This window comes from Rhabdaerophilum calidifontis (assembly GCF_008641065.1).
GTDB lineage: Bacteria > Pseudomonadota > Alphaproteobacteria > Rhizobiales > Beijerinckiaceae > Rhabdaerophilum > Rhabdaerophilum calidifontis.
Genome location: NZ_VTRS01000001.1, coordinates 190858 through 208110 on the forward strand (window position 1 = coordinate 190858; position 17253 = coordinate 208110).

The following is a 17253-nucleotide window of genomic DNA, read 5'->3' on the forward strand; positions in this document are numbered from 1 at the left end:
CGGCTCCATCTAGTGCCGGCGAGGGGCCATGGAAAGGCAAAGCATGCCGAGCGAGATCACCGCATCGAATCCCGCCGCGATCGCGATGCGCGACGTGCATCTGAGCCTCGGCGAGGGCGCCTCACGCGTGCACATCCTGCGCGGCGTCACGCTGTCCGTCGAGCGCGGCGTGGCGATCGGCCTGGTCGGCCCGTCCGGCTCCGGGAAATCGACGCTGCTGATGACGGCGGCCGGGCTGGAGCGCCCCGATTCCGGCTCGGTGACGATCGCCGGCGAGGAGATCACCGGCCTGTCGGAGGACCGGCTGGCGCGCTTCCGCGGCCAGCGGATCGGCATCGTCTTCCAGGCCTTTCACCTGATCCCGACCATGACGGCGCTGGAGAATGTCGCGATTCCGCTCGAACTGGCCGGCATGCCCGACGCGGCGGAGCGGGCGGCAGCGGAACTCGCGGCCGTGGGGCTCGGGGCGCGACTCGGGCATTATCCCGGCCAGCTATCCGGCGGCGAGCAGCAGCGCGTGGCGATCGCGCGGGCGCTGGCGCCGCGGCCGGCGATCCTTGTCGCCGACGAGCCGACCGGCAATCTCGACGAGGCGACCGGGCGGGACATCATCGACCTGCTGTTCGGCCTCCGGCAGGCGCGGGGCACGACCCTGCTGCTGGTGACGCATGATCTCGCGCTCGCGGAGCGATGCGACCGCGTGATCCGGCTGCGCGCCGGACAGATCGTCGAGGACGACCGCGCGCGGGCCGTGGCATGAACGGGCGGCTGCTGGCGCCGCTGGCGCTGATCCTTCGCCTCGTGCGCCGCGAGATCCCGCAATCCATCGGGCAGTTCGGCATTCTCATCGCCTGCATCGCGCTCGGCGTCGGGGCGATCGTGGCAGTGGTGTCGCTCTCTCGCGCGCTCGACGAGGGGCTCCAGCGCGAAGGCAGGGTGATCCTCGGGGCGGATGCCGCCTTCACCCTCATCCAGCGGCCGGCCAGCGCCGAGGAGCGCGCCGCCCTCGCGCGCGAGGGCGGGCTTTCCGAACTCGTCCTGTCCCGCGCGATGGCGCGGGCGGGGGATGAGAGCGCGCTCGTCGAGATCAAGGCGATCGATTCCGCCTATCCGATCGCCGGCCGGCTCGATCTCGCCGGGCAGGACGGGCCGGAGACGCGCCCGCTCGCGGCGCTGCTCGCGCCCGATGCTGCCGGACAGTACGGCATCGTCGTCGATCCCGTGCTCAGCGGAAGGCTCAATCTCGGGGTCGGCGGCATCGTCGAGATCGGCGCCGCGCGCTTCCGGATCGCCGCGCTGCTGGCGAGCGAGCCGGACAAGCTTTCCGGCGGGATCGGCTTCGGGCCGCGCGTGTTGATGTCGCGCGCCGGGCTCGACCAGACCGGCCTGGTGCAGCCCGGCTCGCTGACCCGCTTCGTCTACCGGCTCGATCTCGGCGCCGGGGCGGGAGAAGCCCGGCTCGCGGCGGCGCTGGCGGCGATCGCCCGCGCGGTTCCGGATGCCGGCTGGCAGGTGGCGAGCCGCATGCGCGCCTCCCCGCAGCTCCAGCGCCAGGTGGCGCGGTTCACGGAATTCCTGACGCTGGTCGGTCTCACGGCGCTGCTGATCGGCGGTGTCGGCGTCGCCAATGCAGCGCGCGCCTTCGCCGAGCGGCAGGTGCCGCGCATCGCCACCCTGAAGAGCCTCGGGGCCACGCGCGGCTTCGTTTTCCTCTCGGCGCTGGCGCAGGTCCTGGCCTTCGCGCTGATCGGCATCGCCATCGGGCTGGTGCTCGGCGCGGCGCTGCCCTGGCTTGCGATCACGCTGTTCGGGCATCTGCTGCCCTATCCGCTGGTGGCGGGGATCTATCCTTCGGAGATGGCGCTCGGGCTCGCCTATGGCGTCGCGACCGTGATCCTGTTCTCGATCCTGCCGCTCGCGCGCGCCAAGGCCGTGCCGGCCTCGACGCTGTTCCGCGACGCGATCGGCGCCGAGCGCTTCCGGCCCGACGCCCTCGACCTCGTGTTGCTGCTGACGGCCAGTGTGGCCTTCGTGGCGCTGGCGATCGGCTCCGCCTCGGACCAGCGCATCGCGACGATTTACATCATCGCGGCATTGGCGGCGATCGCCGCCCTGCGCGGGATCGCCTGGGCGGCGATGCGCCTCGCCCGCGCCCTGCCGCGCCCGGCAAGCCCGGTGCTCCGCCTGGCGCTCGCCAATCTCCACCGGCCGGGCAGCCTCACCCCCCCGGTGATCCTGTCGCTGGGGCTGGGGCTCGCACTGTTGGTGGCGCTGACCCTGATCGACGTCAATCTCTCGCGGCAATTCCGTGCCGCGCTGCCGGGGGTCGCGCCGAGCTTCTTCTTCATCGACATCCCTGCGCGGGATTCGGCGCAGTTCGAATCCTTCCTGCGCGCCCGCCAGCCGGAGGCGAGAATCGAGACCGTGCCGCAATTGCGCGGGCGGATCGTCGCGCTCAAGGGCGTGCCGGCGGCCGAGATCGCGGCAGCCGAGCGCGTCTCCTGGGTGCTCGACGGCGATCGGGGCATCACCTATGCCGCGCGCCCGCCGGAAGGCTCGACCGTGATCGCGGGGGAATGGTGGCCGGAGGATTATCGCGGCCCGCCGCTGGTTTCCTTCGCGCGCGACATTGCGGAGGGGCTCGGGCTCGATGTCGGCGACGCGGTGAGCGTGAACGTGCTCGGGCGCAGGATCACGGCGCGGATCGCCAATCTGCGCGAGATCCGCTGGCAGCGGCTCGGGATCAATTTCGTGATGGTGTTCTCGCCGAACACCTTCGCCGGCGCCCCCCACACCCAGCTCGTGACGCTCGCCGCGCCGGCCGGAATGCTGCCGGCGGAGGAGGTCGCGCTGGCGCGCGCGGTCGCCCGCGCCTTCCCCGCCATTTCCTCGGTGCGGGTGCGCGATGCGCTGCTCGCCGTGGATTCGATCGTCTCGCAGCTTGCCCTGGCGATCCGCGCGTCGAGTGCGCTGGCGCTGCTCTCCTCGATCCTGGTGCTGGGCGGCGCGCTCGCCGCCAGCGCCCGGACCCGCCAGCGCGAGGGGGTGATCCTCAAGACGCTCGGCGCCACGCGGGCGGTCCTCATGCGGGCGATGCTGGTCGAATACGCTGCTCTGGGGGCGATTGCCGTCGTTTTCGGGCTGATCTGCGGAGCAATCGCGGCCGGCTTCGTCATCGGGCGGATCATGAATCTCGAATTCACAATAGCCTGGGTTGAAGTTGTCTCGATTGCTTTTGCCTCACTTCTGATGACAGTTGTTTTAGGAATGGCTGGGACATGGCGCATACTCGGGCAAAAACCTGCATCTTACTTGCGCCATGCCTGAATAAAAGCCAAGGTGAAAACCGCCGTTTTTCTGCCAAAGTTCTTTTTGAGCGCGCGTCCGGCGCGGCATAAAGCATGTCGTTGATGCGAAACACTCTACCCCCTTGAGAAATTCTCGGTCTGACGCCATATTACGCTGGTCCGCAGACGGACATTCACCGACCGGCGGGGCTTGTCCTGCCGGCCGATTCCAAAGAGGGTTCGATGGCTGATTTCGATCGCAACGCTTATGCCCCTTATGCCGCGGGCATGGGCCGTACCATAAGCGCTGCCCAGTACGATCAGGGCCTGCGCTCCTATATGCTCGGCATCTACAACCATATGTCGATCGCGCTGGCGATTTCGGGTCTGGTCGCGATCGGCGCCTTCATGCTCGGGACGACGACGGGCGCCAATGGCCGGCTCGCGCTGACGCCGTTCGGCGCCGCGATCTGGACGAGCCCGCTCAAATGGGCCGTCATGCTCGCCCCGCTGGCCTTCGTCTTCCTGCTTTCCTTCCGCTGGGAACGGATGAGCTTCGGCGCGCTGCTCGGGACCTTCTACGGCTTTGCGGCGATCATGGGCCTGTCGCTGTCGTCGATCTTCGTGATCTACAAGCTCGGGTCGATCGCGCAGGTCTTCTTTATCACCGCAGCCTCGTTCGGCGCGTTGTCGCTGTTCGGCTACACGACGAAGAAGGATCTGTCCGGCGTGGGCAAGTTCATGATCATGGGGCTGTTCGGCCTCGTGATTGCGGGCCTCGTCAACATCTTCATGCAGTCCTCGGCGCTCCAGTTCGCGATCAACGTGATCGGCGTCCTGGTGTTTGCGGGCCTCACGGCCTGGGACACGCAGCGGCTGAAGGAGGAATATGACGCGGTCGCCGGCGACCAGGTTCTGCTCCAGAAATGGTCGCTGATGGGCGCGCTGACACTGTATCTGAACTTCATCAACATGTTCCAGATGCTGCTCAGCCTGTTCGGCAACCGCAACGAATAAGGCCACGGTGTCCGGCGAGAATCGAAAGCCCCGGGGAACCGGGGCTTTTGCTTTGACAGCACCCGGTTGCGGCCGGCTCAGCCGACGATCCGCGCCGGCTTGTCGATGACGTTGAGCACGCGCGCGAGATCCTCGCCGCGCTTGAGCACGGCGCCGCCGGCGGCGACCACCGAATAGGCGCCCTGCCTCGCCGCCCGCGCGGGCTCCTTGATCACGCGATAGAGCGGCATCTCGCCGCTGCGCTTGAGAATGGCGAAAATCGCCCGCTCGCGGCCGAACTCGATCGCGTAATCACGCCATTCGCCGGTGGCGACGTGGCGCCCATAGACACGGAGGATCTCCGACAATTCGCGCCGGTCGAAGCGCACGAGTTCCACCGCGCGCGCATTCCCGTGCGAGCGCGGGAAGGGAAGGATAATCGCCGCCTCGGATTCCGTGCCCTGATCGAATGCCGCCATCCGTTTCTCCACCCGGTCAGTGTCGCAAATTGCCGCCGCTTGGCAAGCCTCGGCAGGAGCCGGCCAGCCCCGGCAGGAGCCGGCTAAGTCTTCCAGCATCGCCCGGTTTGGTTAGCGATTTCACAATTTGGCCCGATTTCCACCATTCGGCAGCCCGATGAGCCGGACAAGCTGCAAACAATGCCAAGGCAGGATGGTCGAGCAGGACCCTACGCCCCCCAGCCCCCCTGCTCACCGTCGGATCCCCCCGGATCTGCCAGACGGCATGGCGGCTCGGGCCCCCCGCGCGAGCCGCCCTCTTTTTTGGCGGAACGCCTCGGCGTTCCGCCTTTTTCTTGTTCCACTTTTCTTTATGCTCTTCTTCCCGGGCGTCTCTCCGCTTCTCCGCCCGTTTTGCCGTGAGGCGCTCGGCGAGCCGCGATGTCAACGGGCCGCGCGATCAGCGGATTGCGGTTTCAGCGGCCCTGGGCGTGATATTCGGGGTTCGGCTGCATGCCGACGGCGGAAGCCATGCGGTTCGACATGGCGAAGAAGGCCGCGACGGCCGCGATATCCCAGATCTCGGCCTCGGAGAACCCTGCCTCGCGCAGCCGCGCGCGGTCCGGCTCCTCGATCTCTGCCGAGGCGCGCGCGACCTTGAGCGCGAAATCCAGCATGGCCCGCTCGCGCGGGGCGAGGTCGGCGGCGCGGTAGTTGAAGGCCAGCGCCTCGCCGAGTTCCGGCCGCCCCGAAAGCTGGCGCACGGCGGCACCATGCGCGACCAGGCAATACCAGCAGCGGTTCTCGGCGGAAACGACGACCGCGATCATCTCCCGCTCCAGCTTGGTCAGCCCGGACGGGGCGAGCATCAGCTCGTTGTAGAACGCGGCGAAGGTCTCGAGCTTCGGCATGGCATGGCCATAGGCGACGAGGACATTCGGCACGAACCCCAACTTTTCCTCGCATTTGGTGAAATAGGCGGCCATTTCCGGCGAGAGCGGAGCCGGCTTCAGATCAAGCGCGGTCACATCCGCCGGATTTTGCCGGCTCGGCACCATGCTTGCCTCGCTTTTTTTGTTCGTCATGCTTGCCTCCCGGATGCGCGCAGCGCATTAGACTTGTGGCGTAGACCCGGCCATCCACTGACCCGCCCACCATGATCCTGCCGGCGACGCCCCGCAAGCTTCCGTCCGTCGCGCGTCGTTCGGCCCATCGCGGAGCTTCCCATGCCTCATGACGCCAGCCGCCCGAAACCTGTGTCCGCCGGCGCCCGTGAGCCGGCGAGCGAGGCCGATATCCGGAAGATGGCGGAGCTGCTTTTCGCGCAGGTCGATCCCGAGGATGCGGCGGCGATCGATGCGGCGGCGCGGCTCAAGCTCGGCGAGGCGGCGCTGCGGACGCTGGGCAAGCACCGCCCCGGCCGCCCGAAGCTGCGGGTGGAGCCGCTCGCCGGCCGCACAGGCGGGCGGGGGACGCTACTGGAGGTGGTGAACGACGACATGCCGTTCCTGCTCGATTCGACGCTTGCCGAATTGAGCGAACGCGGGCTGCCGATCGCGCTCGTCGCGCATCCGATCCTGGCGGTCGAGCGCGACGGTGCCGGGCGGCTCCAGCGGCTGATCGGCGCGGCGCAAGGGCGGGAATTGCCGCCGGTGCGGCGCGAGAGCCTGATCCACATCCATATCGCCGCGCGGCTCGATGCAGCGGCGCGCGCGGCGCTCGAGGCGAGCCTCGATGCGATCTACGCCGATATCCGCGCCGCCGTGGTCGATTGGGGGCCGATGCGCACCCGCCTCGCGGAGGTTGCGACCCGCTTCCGCGCCAATCCGCCGCTGCTGCCGGCGGACGAGATCGCCGAGGCCGTGCAATTCCTCGATTGGCTGCTCGCCGACAATTTCACCTTCCTCGGCATCCGCGAATACCGGTTCGACGATCCCGACACGCTCAACGATCCCAAGGCGGCGGACGGGCTCGGCATCCTGCGCGACCCCGAGGTGAAGGTGCTGCGCCGCGGCCGAGAACTCGTGGTGATGACGCCGGAGATCCGCGCCTTTCTCAAGGAGCCGACTCCGCTCTTCGTCGCCAAGGCCAATGTCAAATCCCTGATCCATCGCCGTGTCTATCTCGATTATATCGGCGTCAAGCTGATGGATGCGGCCGGCCGGCTCGAGGGCGAGTTGCGCGTCGTCGGGCTCTTCACTTCCACCGCCTATACCGGTTCGACGCGCGCGGTGCCCTATCTGCGCCACAAGGTCGCGCGTGTCTTCGAGCGGGCCGGGTTCGACCCCGCGAGCCATTCCGGCAAGTCGCTGATGAACGTGCTCGAAACCTACCCGCGCGACGAATTGTTCCAGGTCGATCTCGATACGCTCTACCGCTTCGCCATGGCGGTGATGGCGCTCGGCGAGCGGCCGCGGCTGCGCGCGCTGGCCCGCACCGACCGGTTCGACCGCTTCGTCTCGGTGCTCGTCTTCGTGCCGAAGGACCGCTACGACACCAGGGTTCGGCTCCGGATCGGCGATTATCTCGCGCGGGTTTATGAGGGGCGGATCTCGGCCGCCTATCCCGCCTATCCCGAAGGTCCGCTCGCGCGGACGCATTTCATCATCGGCCGGTTCGAGGGCGCGACGCCGGTGATCGACCAGGCGGTTCTGGAGGCCGAGATCGGCGCCATCATCCGGGTCTGGGCCGACGATTTCCGCGAGGCGCTGGCCGAGGAGGCGCCGGCGGACAAGGCCGTCGAATGGGAGCGGCGCTGGTCGGAAGCGTTCGGCGCGGCCTATCGCGAGGCGTTCACCGCCTCGGAGGCGATCGCGGATATCGTGCTGCTCGAGACGCTCGGCCCGGAAAAGCCGCTCGCCTTCAACATCTATCGCAAGGCCGGCGACGAGCCGACGCGCGCCAATCTCAAGGTGTTCTCGCATGCGCGGGCGATCCCGCTGTCGCGGCGCGTGCCGGTCCTGGAGAATCTCGGCTTCACGGTCATCAACGAGCGGACCTACCGCATCCAGCCGGGCGACGAGGGCGCAGCGCGGCTCTGGCTGCACGACATGACGCTCGAGCGCCAGAAGGGCGGCGAGATCGACATTGCCGCGCTCGAACTCGCGCTGGAAGCGGCGCTCGACGGCATCTTCTCCGGCCGGCTCGATGCGGACCGTTTCAACGTGCTCGTCGCGGAAGCCGGGCTCAGCCCGCGCGAGGCGGATATCCTGCGCGGCTATGCCCGCTATCTGCGCCAGATCGGCGTGCCTTACGGGCAGGTCTATATCGCCGACGCGCTGGCGCGCTACCCCTCCGCGACGCGCAACCTCGCGCGGCTCTTCGCGCTGCGCTTCGATCCCGATCTCAAGCTGAAGGAGAGCGAGCGGGCACGCCAGATCGCCGCCAAGGAGGCGGCGCTGCTCGGCGAGATCGACACGATCACCAGCCTCGACGATGACCGCATCTTCCGGCGCATGCTCAACCTCGTGAAGGCGACGCTGCGCACCAATGCCTATCAGCGCGGCGAGGACGGCGCCCCGCGCCCGACGATCGCGTTCAAGTTCGCCTGTTCCGAGATCGAGAACCTGCCGCTGCCGAGGCCCAGCTTCGAGATCTTCGTCGCCTCGCCGCAGGTCGAGGGCCTGCATCTGCGCTTCGGCCGTGTCGCGCGCGGCGGCCTGCGCTGGTCCGACCGGCCGATGGATTTCCGCACCGAGATCCTCGGCCTCGTCAAGGCGCAGCAGGTCAAGAACGCCGTCATCGTCCCGGTGGGCGCCAAGGGTGGCTTCGTGCCGAAGAACCTGCCGCCGCCGACCGATCGCGACGCCTGGTTCGCGGAGGGCACCAGCGCCTACAAGACCTTCGTTTCGGCCCTGCTCGACGTGACCGACACGATCCGCGGCGAGGAGATCGTGCCGCCGGCCCGAACCGTCCGCTATGACGGCGATGACCCCTATCTTGTCGTCGCCGCCGACAAGGGCACGGCGACCTTCTCCGACACCGCCAACGCCATTTCGGAGGCGCGCGGGCACTGGCTCGGCGATGCCTTCGCCTCCGGCGGCTCGGCGGGCTACGACCACAAGAAGATGGGCATCACCGCGCGCGGTGCCTGGGAGGCCGTGAAGCGGCATTTCCGCGAGATCGATATCGATATCCAGACCATGCCCTTCACCGTCGCCGGGGTCGGCGACATGTCCGGCGACGTGTTCGGGAACGGCATGCTGCTCTCGCCGCAGATCCGCCTCGTGGCGGCGTTCGACCATCGCGACATCTTCCTCGATCCGGCGCCGGATGCGGCGGCGAGCTTCGCGGAGCGCCAGCGGCTCTTCGACAAGGCGCGGTCGAGCTGGCAGGATTACGATCGGGCGCTGATCTCGCCGGGTGGCGGCGTGTTCTCGCGCATGGCGAAGAAGATCCCGCTGACGGCGGAAATCCGCGCCCTGCTCGGCCTCGAGGGCGAGGAGGCGACGCCGCAGCAGGTCATGACCGCCATTCTCGGGGCGAAGGTCGATCTGCTCTGGTTCGGCGGCATCGGCACCTATATCCGCGCGAGCCACGAGAGCGATGCCGAGGTCGGCGACCGCGCCAACGATCCGATCCGCATCATGGCGGCCGGGATCGGTGCCCGGGTGATCGGCGAGGGCGCCAATCTCGGCATGACCCAGGCGGCGCGGATCGAGGCCGGGCGGCGCGGCATTCGCCTCAATACCGACGCGATCGACAATTCCGCCGGCGTCAATTCGTCGGATGTCGAGGTCAATCTCAAGATCGCGCTGGCGCGGCCGGAGCAGGACGGCCGGCTGACGCGCGCCGAGCGCAACGCGCTGCTCGCCTCGATGACCGACGAGGTCGCCCGGCTGGTCCTGCGCAACAATTACCTGCAATCGCTGGCGCTTTCGCTCACCGAGCGCGCCGGCGCTGGCGCCAATCCCGACATGGTCGAGCTGATGCACGCGCTCGAGGCCGAGGGGCGGCTCGACCGTGCGGTCGAGGTCCTGCCCGGTGACGCCGAGATCGCCGAGCGCTCGGCGCGCGGCGAGGGCTTGACGCGGCCGGAACTCGCGGTGCTGCTCGCCTATGCCAAGCTCTCGCTGCATGACGCGCTGCTTGCCTCCGACGTGCCGGACGATCCCTATCTCGTCGAGGAATTGCGGCGCTATTTCCCGGCCGCCATGCAGCGGGCCTATCCGGATGCGATCGAACAGCATCGGCTGCGCCGGGAGATCGTGGCCACCCAGCTCGCCAATGCCGTGATCAATCGCGGCGGGCCGGCGATCGCTGTGCGCCTCGCGGGGCGGACGGGGCGGCCGCTGCCGGATGTCGCCCGCGCCTATGCGCTGGCGCGCGACGTGTTCGGCATCCTCGACATAAACCTCGCGATCGATGCGCTCGATGCGCGGATCGCCGGCGAGATGCAGCTCGCGCTCTACGGGGCGGCGGAAGCCCATGTCAGCGCGCGCATGCTGTGGTTCCTGCGCAATGTCGATTTCGCGCCGGGGCTCGCGGCGCTGGTGCAGCGCTTCCGCGCCGGGGTCTCGGCGATCATCGCCGATCCCGCGGCGCTGCTGGCGCCGGCGGCGCAGGCCCAGCGCGCGGCCGAGATCACGGCGCTGACCGGGCGCGGCGTGCCGGAAGCGCTCGCGGCGCGCATTGCCGATATTCCGCTGGCGGCCGGCGCGCTCGACGCCCAGCTCCTTGCGGAGCGCGCGGACATCGGCATCGTCGATGCGGCGCGGACCATCTTCGCGCTGGCCGATGCCTTCCGCCTCGGCGAGGCGCTGGAAGGCGCCCGGGCGATTCGGGTCACGGATCCCTACGAACGACTGGCGCTCGACCGGGCGCTGGCGGCGATCGGCGAGGCGACGCGGCTCATCGCGGCCGAGATCGTGGCGCGGCACGGCGCCGGGGCGGGCAATGTCGCGGCCTGGATCGAGGCCGGCAGCGGCGCCATCGCCCGCGTCCAGCGCGGGATGGCGGATCTCACCGCCGGCGGGCTCAATCAGGCGAAGCTCACCGTGCTCGGCGGCATGCTCGGCGATCTCGCCCGGCGCTGAGGCGCCGGGTTCAGCCGGCTCAATGGCGGAAATGCCGGGTTCCGGTGAAGACCATCGCGATCCCGGCCTTGTCCGCCGCCGCGATCACCTCGGCATCGCGCATCGAGCCGCCGGGCTGGATCACGGCGGTGGCACCAGCCGCGACCAGGGCCTCGAGCCCGTCCGCGAAGGGGAAGAAGGCGTCCGAGGCCGCGACGGAGCCGAAGGTGAGCGGCTTCTCGGCGCCAGCCGCCTTGGCCGCCTCCCCGGCCTTCCAGGCGGCGATGCGCGCCGAATCGACGCGGCTCATCTGTCCGGCGCCGATGCCGACCGTGGCGGCATCCTTGGCATAGACGATCGCGTTCGATTTTACATGCTTCACCACCCGCCAGGCGAAGCGCAGATCGGCGCGCTCGGCCTCGGTGGGCGCGCGCCGGGTCACCGTCGTCAGCGCGAGATCGTCGACGGTCCGGTTGTCGCGGGTCTGGACGAGCTGGCCGCCGGCGATGCTGCGCACGAGCAGGTCCTCGGCCCGGCGATCCGGGAGCGCGCCGGTGAGCAGCAGGCGGAGATTCTTCTTGGCGCCGATGATGGCGATCGCCTCCTCGGTCGCGTTCGGGGCGATGATCACTTCGGTGAAGATCTCGGTGATCGCCCGCGCCGCCTCGGCGTCGAGAATCGCGTTCGCGGCGACGATGCCGCCAAAGGCCGAGACGGGATCGCAGGCAAGCGCCTTGCGATAGGCGGCGACGAGCGATTCGCCTTCCGCGACCCCGCAGGGATTGGCGTGCTTGATGATGGCCACGGCCTTTGTGCGGGCGGGATCGAATTCCGCCACGCATTCGAAGGCCGCGTCGGCGTCGTTGAGATTGTTGTAGGACAGTTCCTTGCCCTGAACCTGCCGTGCCGAGGCGATGCCGGGCCGCGCCGCGCCGGGATCGGTGACGAGCCAGGCGCGCTGATGCGGGTTCTCGCCATAGCGCAGGGCAGTGCGGCGCGGCGCATGCGCGTCCGGCGCGAGGGCGGGTCCGTCGGCCGTGACGGTCGCGAACCATTCGGCGATCGCGCGGTCATAGGCGGCGGTATGCGCGAAAGCCTTGGCGGCCAGTGCCCGGCGGAAGGTGCTGCGCGTCTCGCCGCCCTGCGAGTCCAGCTCCGCGAGCAGCGCCGGATAATCCGCCGGGTCGACGACGACGGTCACGCCCACGTGGTTCTTGGCCGAGGAGCGGATCATTGCCGGGCCGCCGATATCGATATTCTCGATGATGGTCGCGAAATCCGCGCCCTTGGCCAAAGTCTCGCGGAACGGGTAGAGATTCGAGACAAGCAGGTCGATCGGTGCGATCCCATGCGCGAGCAGCGCCGCCTCGTGTTCGGGATTGCCGCGCACCGCAAGCAACCCGCCATGCACGCGGGGATGCAGCGTCTTCACGCGGCCATCCATCATTTCCGGGAAGCCGGTCACCTCGGCGATATCGGTCACCGACAGGCCGGCCGCCTCGATCGCCGCGCGCGAGCCGCCGGTGGAAACCAGCGTCACGCCGCGCGCCACGAGCGCCCCGGCGAGCGGGGCGAGGCCGGTCTTGTCGTAAACCGAGATCAGCGCGCGCTGGATGGGGCGGGAATTCTGGGGCATGGCCGGCTCCGGTCTCGTCGCTAAAGCGCTCCGCCTAGCACAGCCCTTCGCGCCGCACCATGGCGCGAAGGGCTGGTTTCCGGGCTGAAGGGCGCCGATCCACCGCGTTCAGCCGTGATAGGGCACGATGCGCCAGCGGATCTCGGTCGTGCCGGAAATCGGCACGTCGAGAATGATCGCCTCGGTGCGGGCGAGGCCGGTCTCCTGCTCGAAACAGCGGCTCTCTTCGAGATGGAGCGGGAAGCCCGGTGCTTCGAACAGCCACATATCCTGACCGGGTTCGCGATGCGGCAGGCGCAGCACGACGGCATCCTGGCGCGAGAGGGGCACGGGCAGCACGCGCGGGTGCAGGTGGAAGGCCAGCGTGAAGCGGCAGGTCTCGCCGCGCTGGTCGATGTCCAGCGCCCGGTCCAGCGCGGTCAGCCCGCCGCGGGGCAGCAGCGCGAAGCGGCGTTCGAGCACGTAGCCATAGGCGGCGCGCAACCCGTCATGGCCGATCATCAGCACGTCGTGGCCCTCGATGCGCGAGCGCTCCGCTACCAGCCCCGCGCCGTTCGAGACCGGGGCGTGAAGATGGCGGCCGATGAGATCCTCCCGCGTGCCGATGGTCGCGACCGCCTGATCGTCGAGCAGCATGGTTGAATGCGCCGGACCGCCGAGATAGCTCAGCAGCCCCGGCCCCTCCGCGGCGCGCGGAATGCCGCAATTGACGATGATCCGGTCCGTCCGGGTCGAATATTCGAAGGCGAGGGCGCCGGCGCCGGCATGGCCGCCGAAGCCGGGCGCGGGCAACACCCCGGCATCGGCGATCAGCACGCCGTTCTCGTCCTCAAGGCGCTCGAAACCGGTTTCCGGTGCGGAATCCGGCCGACCGATGCGGCTGGAGGCGAAGCGCGTCACCTCGGAGACGAGATCGCGCGGCACCAGCCCCGCGCCGTTGAACAGCGCCAGCGCGCCGTCGGGATGCTGCATCAACCGGCCGAACGCGATCAGCTTTTGCAAGGCCGCGCCGATGAATTCGGGTGCGGCGCGCTGGCGGGCGCGGTAGAGCGCCAGCAGCGGCACGAGATCGGCGGCAAGCCGGATCGCGGTGCCGGCATCGCGGTCGCGCGGGCCGCCATCGGAGGCGATCGAATCGGCGAGCGCGGCGCGGAGCAGCTTCTCGCCCTGCGCGATCGCCGCCGCCGGGCGGTTGAGCGCCAGCGCGTGGAACATCAGCGCGATGGCGGCCCTGAGCCGCAGCATGCCGATTTCCGGCGTTTCGGCCAGCACCGCGAGCATCGCGGCATCCATGGCGAGATGGCGCAGGAGCCGGCGGTAGAAGGCGAAATCGGCATTCTCGGTGATCAGCGCCGAATGCGTCGTCCAGGCGATGACCCGGCGGATGACGGCCTCCGGCAATTCCGCGTCCGGCTGCCGGCCAGCCTCGCGGCGTTCGAGCCATTGCCGCAGCAGGCGCCGGGCGCCCTCGCGCACCGGCGTGCTGCCGCTGGCCTCGAAATGACGCAGCCATTCGAAGCCGTTGAGCGCCGCGGCAAAGGCGCGGCTCGGGGCGGCGAGGTCGAGGATCGGGCGCCCGCCGGCGAGCACCGAGCGGCCGGCGAGCACGATCTGGCCGGCAAGGAAATCCGAGGCCATGCTCGGATCGGCGAGGTGAAGATGCGGCGGAACATAGAGGAAGCGGCTTGCGCCATAGCCGAGATGCCCGAACCGGCTGCGGGCACGCCGAAGGCGCAGGCGCAGCAGGGCGCGCCGCGCCCGGAACCCGAGGCTACGGCCCGGTGCCTGATTCTCCCTGGTTTCCTGAACCGGATTCACCCGCCCGCGATCTCCCATCGGCCTTCTGGACAATTATTCACGACGCCGCAACCTTGCCGCGAAAAATCCATCCATGCCGCCATAGCTTGCACCATGCGACGGCAAAACACGCAGCAACCCTCCGGTGGTCACAGCGGCGGGTTCGATCCCCAATTCGCCGGGCCGGACCGGCTCGATCATGAAATCCGGCCGCTCTTCCAGGAAGCGTGCGATCTGGCGCTCGCCTTCCTCGGGTTCGAGCGAGCAGGTTGCGTAGACGAGGCGGCCGCCGGCGCGCACCAGCGTCGCGGCATGCGCAAGGAGACGTGCCTGCGCGCCGGCCAGGGTGAGAATATCCTCCAGCCGCTTCGACCAGGCGATCTCGGGATGGCGGCGGATCGTCCCGGTGGCCGAGCATGGCGCGTCGAGCAGCACCGCGTCGAAGGGCCCGCCCGTGAATGTGCCGGCATCGGCGATCACGAGTTCCGCCTCGAGGCGCAGGCGGGCGAGGTTCTCGCGGATGCGGGTGGCGCGCATGGCGCTGCGTTCCACGGCGACGACCTGCGCGCCGGTCAGCGCAAGTTGCGCGGTCTTGCCGCCGGGCGCGGCGCAGAGATCGGCGATCCGCTGGCCCGGCTGCGCGCCGACGAGGCGGGCGGGCAGGGCGCTCGCCGCGTCCTGGACCAGGAAGGCGCCCTCGGCATAGCCGGGCAGGTCGGCGATCCGCCCCTCGCGCCGCAGCCGCACGGAGCCCGTGGGCAGCACCTCGCCGCCGGTCGCGGCTGCGAGTGCGGCGGCGGGGCCGGTCGGCGTCAGGTCGATATGCGGCGGCAGGCGATGCGCGTCGGCGATGGCGCGTACGGTTGCCTCGCCATAGGCGGCGCCCCAGCGCGCGCGCAGCCAGCCCGGCATGTCGGTGGTCAGCGTGTCGCTTGCGGCGAGGATTTCCCCGGTCTCCCCGGCGATCCGCCGCAGGACGGCGTTGACAAGCGGCGCGTAATGCATGGCGCGCGCATCGGATTTGACGAGTTCGACCGAAAGATGGACGGCGGCGTGATCCGGCACCTCCATGAACAGGATCTGCGCGGCGCCGATGAGCAGCGCCCCGTCGAGCAGTTCGATATCCGGCGGGGAACCGTCGCGCAGCCGTTCCGCCAGGGCGGCGCGGATCGTGCCCATGCGGCGGAAGGCGACGGTGGCGATGGCGCGCGCCAGCGCGGCGTCCGGCGGCTCGATGGCGGCAGCACCGGCGAATTGCAGCGCCTCGTCGAGGCTGCGGCGCTCGCGCAGCACGCGGCGGATTGCCTCGGCCGCCACGCGCCGGGGCGCGAGGCCGGGCACCGCCATGCCGGCGGGGCGGCGGCGCCGGGGGGAGCCGGAGCGTGGATTCGCCACAATCATCCTCCGTGGAGCGGGGTCAGAGCCTGTCGGGCAGGTCGGCGAGCGGCGTGGAATCGATGGCCAGCAACGCGAGGAACCCGCTCATAGCGGAAGGGAGCGGCGCCGTCACCCGGATTGGCGCGTCGCCCTTGCGCGGGCCCGGCACGACGATTCGCCAGGCGTGAAGCTGGAGCGCGCGCGACGCGGCCATGGCGCGATCCCCGCCATAGATGCGGTCCCCGGCGATCGGGAAGCCGGAGCCGGCGCAATGCACGCGGAGCTGATGCGTCCGGCCGGTCTCGGGCGCCAGCGCCAGCAGGGCGAGCCCCTCGCCGCGGCCGAGCACGCGATAGCGCGTGAGCGCCGGGTCGCCGGCGGGGTCGGCCTTCATCCACCAGGAGCGCCGGTCATGGCTCCTGCGAGCCAGCGGCAGATCGATCAGTCCGGCCTCGGCCTCCGGCGCGCCGCAGGTGATGGCGCAATAGGTCTTGGCGATGCGCCCGGCGGCGAAGGCGGCGCCGAGCCGCCTCAGTGCGGCGCGGCTGCGGCCGAGCACGAGGCAGCCGGAGGTCTCGCGGTCGAGCCGATGCGCGAGTTGCGGGATCTCGGCGGCGCCGAAGGCGAGATCGGGCAGGAAGGCATCGAGCGTCACGCCGCCCTTCGGCCCCTTGTGCACCGCGATTCCGGCTGGCTTGTCGAGCACCAGCATCTCGGCATCGCGATAGAGGATGCGGGCGGTGATCTCGGCGGCGGTCGGCAGCATGGCATGGCCCCCGACGGGCTCTGGCTTTCGGTCGTCGCCCGTCCTATCTCTCCGGCAGAAACCGGGAGCGGGGTCATAGCCGATGTCCGAGAAATCCGAAACCGCCGCGAGCGCTGCCGTTGCCGATCCCTCGGCGCCCCGCCGGCCGCCGAGCGCGGCGGCGCGCCGGGCGCTCGCCGAGGCTGCCGAACGGCGCGCTGCGCAGGAGGCGCGCGAGGCGGAGCTCGCGAAGACGCGCGAGATCAAGGGCCGCGGCGGCAAGGACCCGGTGCGCTACGGCGACTGGGAAGCAAAGGGGATCGCGAGCGATTTCTGATCCGGCGGCGGCCCGGCGCGATCACGCCACGACATGCACCTGCGCCCCCACCCGCACGCGCGGGTAGAGATCGAGAATGTCCTCGTCGAGCATGCGGATGCAGCCGAACGAGGCGAAGGAGCCGATCGAGGCGCGCATCGCGGCGCTTGTGCCATGGATCGCGTATTCGCCGGGATAGATCGTGAGCGCCGCCGCGCCCATCGGGTTGTTCGGCGCGCCGCCGGGGATGAAATCGGGAATCGCGGGGTTGGCGCGCTTCACCTCGGCGGGCGGCGCCCAGGCAGGGCGGATATGCTTGCCGTCGATGAGGCGCGTGCCGAACCATTGCTTGCCGGGCTTGCCGACCGCGACCGGATAGCGGATCGCGGCACCGTTCCCTTCCGCGAAATACAGCATCCGCTGGCGGGTGGAGACCAGGATGTCGCCGGCTTCGAGCATCGCCGGGAGCATGATGCGCTCCCGCGCCTCCAGCTTCGGAGCGAGCGTGACCGCGGGCACGAGGAGCAGCAGGGAACGGCGATCGACCAAGGCGGATTCCGATGGTTGCACGTGGTTCGGGCGAAGGATCGCGGGCGGATCTCGCCAATTCCTTATCCGCGACAGGCG

General features: G+C 69.7%; 12 protein-coding genes. 5 read left to right on the top strand and 7 right to left on the bottom strand.

From position 1 onward, the window contains the following. Nucleotides 1–43 precede the first annotated feature (43 nt). From FWJ24_RS00935 to FWJ24_RS00945, 3 genes are all read left to right on the top strand, one after another. Complete coding sequence (locus tag FWJ24_RS00935; protein WP_206110762.1) at nt 44–760, top strand: ABC transporter ATP-binding protein; 717 nt, start codon at nt 44–46, stop codon at nt 758–760. Continuing rightward, nucleotides 757–3327, top strand: a complete 2571-nt coding sequence (locus tag FWJ24_RS00940; protein WP_150285906.1) for an ABC transporter permease — start codon at nt 757–759, stop codon at nt 3325–3327. Before FWJ24_RS00935 ends, FWJ24_RS00940 begins: the two co-directional genes overlap by 4 nt. A gap of 203 nt (nt 3328–3530) precedes the next feature. After that, nucleotides 3531–4304, top strand: coding sequence for a Bax inhibitor-1/YccA family protein (locus tag FWJ24_RS00945; RefSeq protein WP_150285907.1), 774 nt, complete (start codon nt 3531–3533; stop codon nt 4302–4304). A 77-nt stretch (nt 4305–4381) separates the two neighbouring features. Here the strand turns inward: FWJ24_RS00945 and FWJ24_RS00950 are convergent, their stop codons facing one another. Then, complete coding sequence (locus tag FWJ24_RS00950; RefSeq protein WP_150285908.1) at nt 4382–4762, bottom strand: DUF2794 domain-containing protein; 381 nt, start codon at nt 4760–4762, stop codon at nt 4382–4384. A gap of 455 nt (nt 4763–5217) precedes the next feature. Continuing rightward, nucleotides 5218–5826: a peroxidase-related enzyme gene (locus FWJ24_RS00955; RefSeq protein WP_150285909.1), complete on the bottom strand. Its 609-nt coding sequence runs from the start codon at nt 5824–5826 to the stop codon at nt 5218–5220. Nucleotides 5827–5967: 141 nt separating this feature from the next. Between FWJ24_RS00955 and FWJ24_RS00960 the strand changes: the two genes are divergently transcribed. Next, the gene (locus FWJ24_RS00960; protein ID WP_150285910.1) at nt 5968–10776 is read left to right on the top strand and encodes an NAD-glutamate dehydrogenase; all 4809 of its coding nucleotides are present in this window, start codon (nt 5968–5970) and stop codon (nt 10774–10776) included. A gap of 19 nt (nt 10777–10795) precedes the next feature. On the opposite strand, the gene purH is transcribed toward FWJ24_RS00960, so the two are convergent. The 4 genes from purH to FWJ24_RS00980 form a co-directional block, all read right to left on the bottom strand. Further along, the gene (purH, locus tag FWJ24_RS00965; RefSeq protein ID WP_150285911.1) at nt 10796–12391 is read right to left on the bottom strand and encodes a bifunctional phosphoribosylaminoimidazolecarboxamide formyltransferase/IMP cyclohydrolase; all 1596 of its coding nucleotides are present in this window, start codon (nt 12389–12391) and stop codon (nt 10796–10798) included. A 108-nt stretch (nt 12392–12499) separates the two neighbouring features. Next, nucleotides 12500–14209 carry a heparinase II/III family protein gene (locus FWJ24_RS00970; protein WP_166443536.1) on the bottom strand — a complete coding sequence of 570 codons (1710 nt, stop codon included), beginning with the start codon at nt 14207–14209 and terminating at the stop codon, nt 12500–12502. 33 nt (nt 14210–14242) lie between these two features. Then, nucleotides 14243–15589 (bottom strand): RsmB/NOP family class I SAM-dependent RNA methyltransferase, encoded by a 1347-nt coding sequence (locus FWJ24_RS00975; RefSeq protein ID WP_425468883.1) that lies wholly within the window; start codon nt 15587–15589, stop codon nt 14243–14245. A 16-nt stretch (nt 15590–15605) separates the two neighbouring features. Further along, the gene (locus tag FWJ24_RS00980; protein WP_150285913.1) at nt 15606–16331 is read right to left on the bottom strand and encodes an RluA family pseudouridine synthase; all 726 of its coding nucleotides are present in this window, start codon (nt 16329–16331) and stop codon (nt 15606–15608) included. Between the two features lie 82 nt (nt 16332–16413). Here FWJ24_RS00980 and FWJ24_RS00985 point away from each other — a divergent pair, with 82 nt between their 5' ends. Then, nucleotides 16414–16647: a DUF1674 domain-containing protein gene (locus tag FWJ24_RS00985; protein ID WP_150285914.1), complete on the top strand. Its 234-nt coding sequence runs from the start codon at nt 16414–16416 to the stop codon at nt 16645–16647. 21 nt (nt 16648–16668) lie between these two features. Here the strand turns inward: FWJ24_RS00985 and FWJ24_RS00990 are convergent, their stop codons facing one another. Further along, complete coding sequence (locus FWJ24_RS00990; protein WP_150286611.1) at nt 16669–17097, bottom strand: L,D-transpeptidase; 429 nt, start codon at nt 17095–17097, stop codon at nt 16669–16671. Nucleotides 17098–17253: the final 156 nt, after the last annotated feature.

Bases quoted from the DNA above. Each gene is read 5' to 3' on its own strand.
- FWJ24_RS00960 (WP_150285910.1), top strand. From the start codon at position 5,968: ATGCCTCATGACGCCAGCCGCCCGAAACCTGTGTCCGCCGGCGCCCGT.
- FWJ24_RS00980 (WP_150285913.1), bottom strand. From the start codon at position 16,331: ATGCTGCCGACCGCCGCCGAGATCACCGCCCGCATCCTCTATCGCGAT.
- FWJ24_RS00935 (WP_206110762.1), top strand. From the start codon at position 44: ATGCCGAGCGAGATCACCGCATCGAATCCCGCCGCGATCGCGATGCGC.
- FWJ24_RS00990 (WP_150286611.1), bottom strand. From the start codon at position 17,097: ATGCTCCCGGCGATGCTCGAAGCCGGCGACATCCTGGTCTCCACCCGC.
- FWJ24_RS00955 (WP_150285909.1), bottom strand. From the start codon at position 5,826: ATGACGAACAAAAAAAGCGAGGCAAGCATGGTGCCGAGCCGGCAAAAT.
- FWJ24_RS00985 (WP_150285914.1), top strand. From the start codon at position 16,414: ATGTCCGAGAAATCCGAAACCGCCGCGAGCGCTGCCGTTGCCGATCCC.
- FWJ24_RS00945 (WP_150285907.1), top strand. From the start codon at position 3,531: ATGGCTGATTTCGATCGCAACGCTTATGCCCCTTATGCCGCGGGCATG.
- purH (WP_150285911.1), bottom strand. From the start codon at position 12,391: ATGCCCCAGAATTCCCGCCCCATCCAGCGCGCGCTGATCTCGGTTTAC.
- FWJ24_RS00940 (WP_150285906.1), top strand. From the start codon at position 757: ATGAACGGGCGGCTGCTGGCGCCGCTGGCGCTGATCCTTCGCCTCGTG.
- FWJ24_RS00950 (WP_150285908.1), bottom strand. From the start codon at position 4,762: ATGGCGGCATTCGATCAGGGCACGGAATCCGAGGCGGCGATTATCCTT.
- FWJ24_RS00975 (WP_425468883.1), bottom strand. From the start codon at position 15,589: ATGATTGTGGCGAATCCACGCTCCGGCTCCCCCCGGCGCCGCCGCCCC.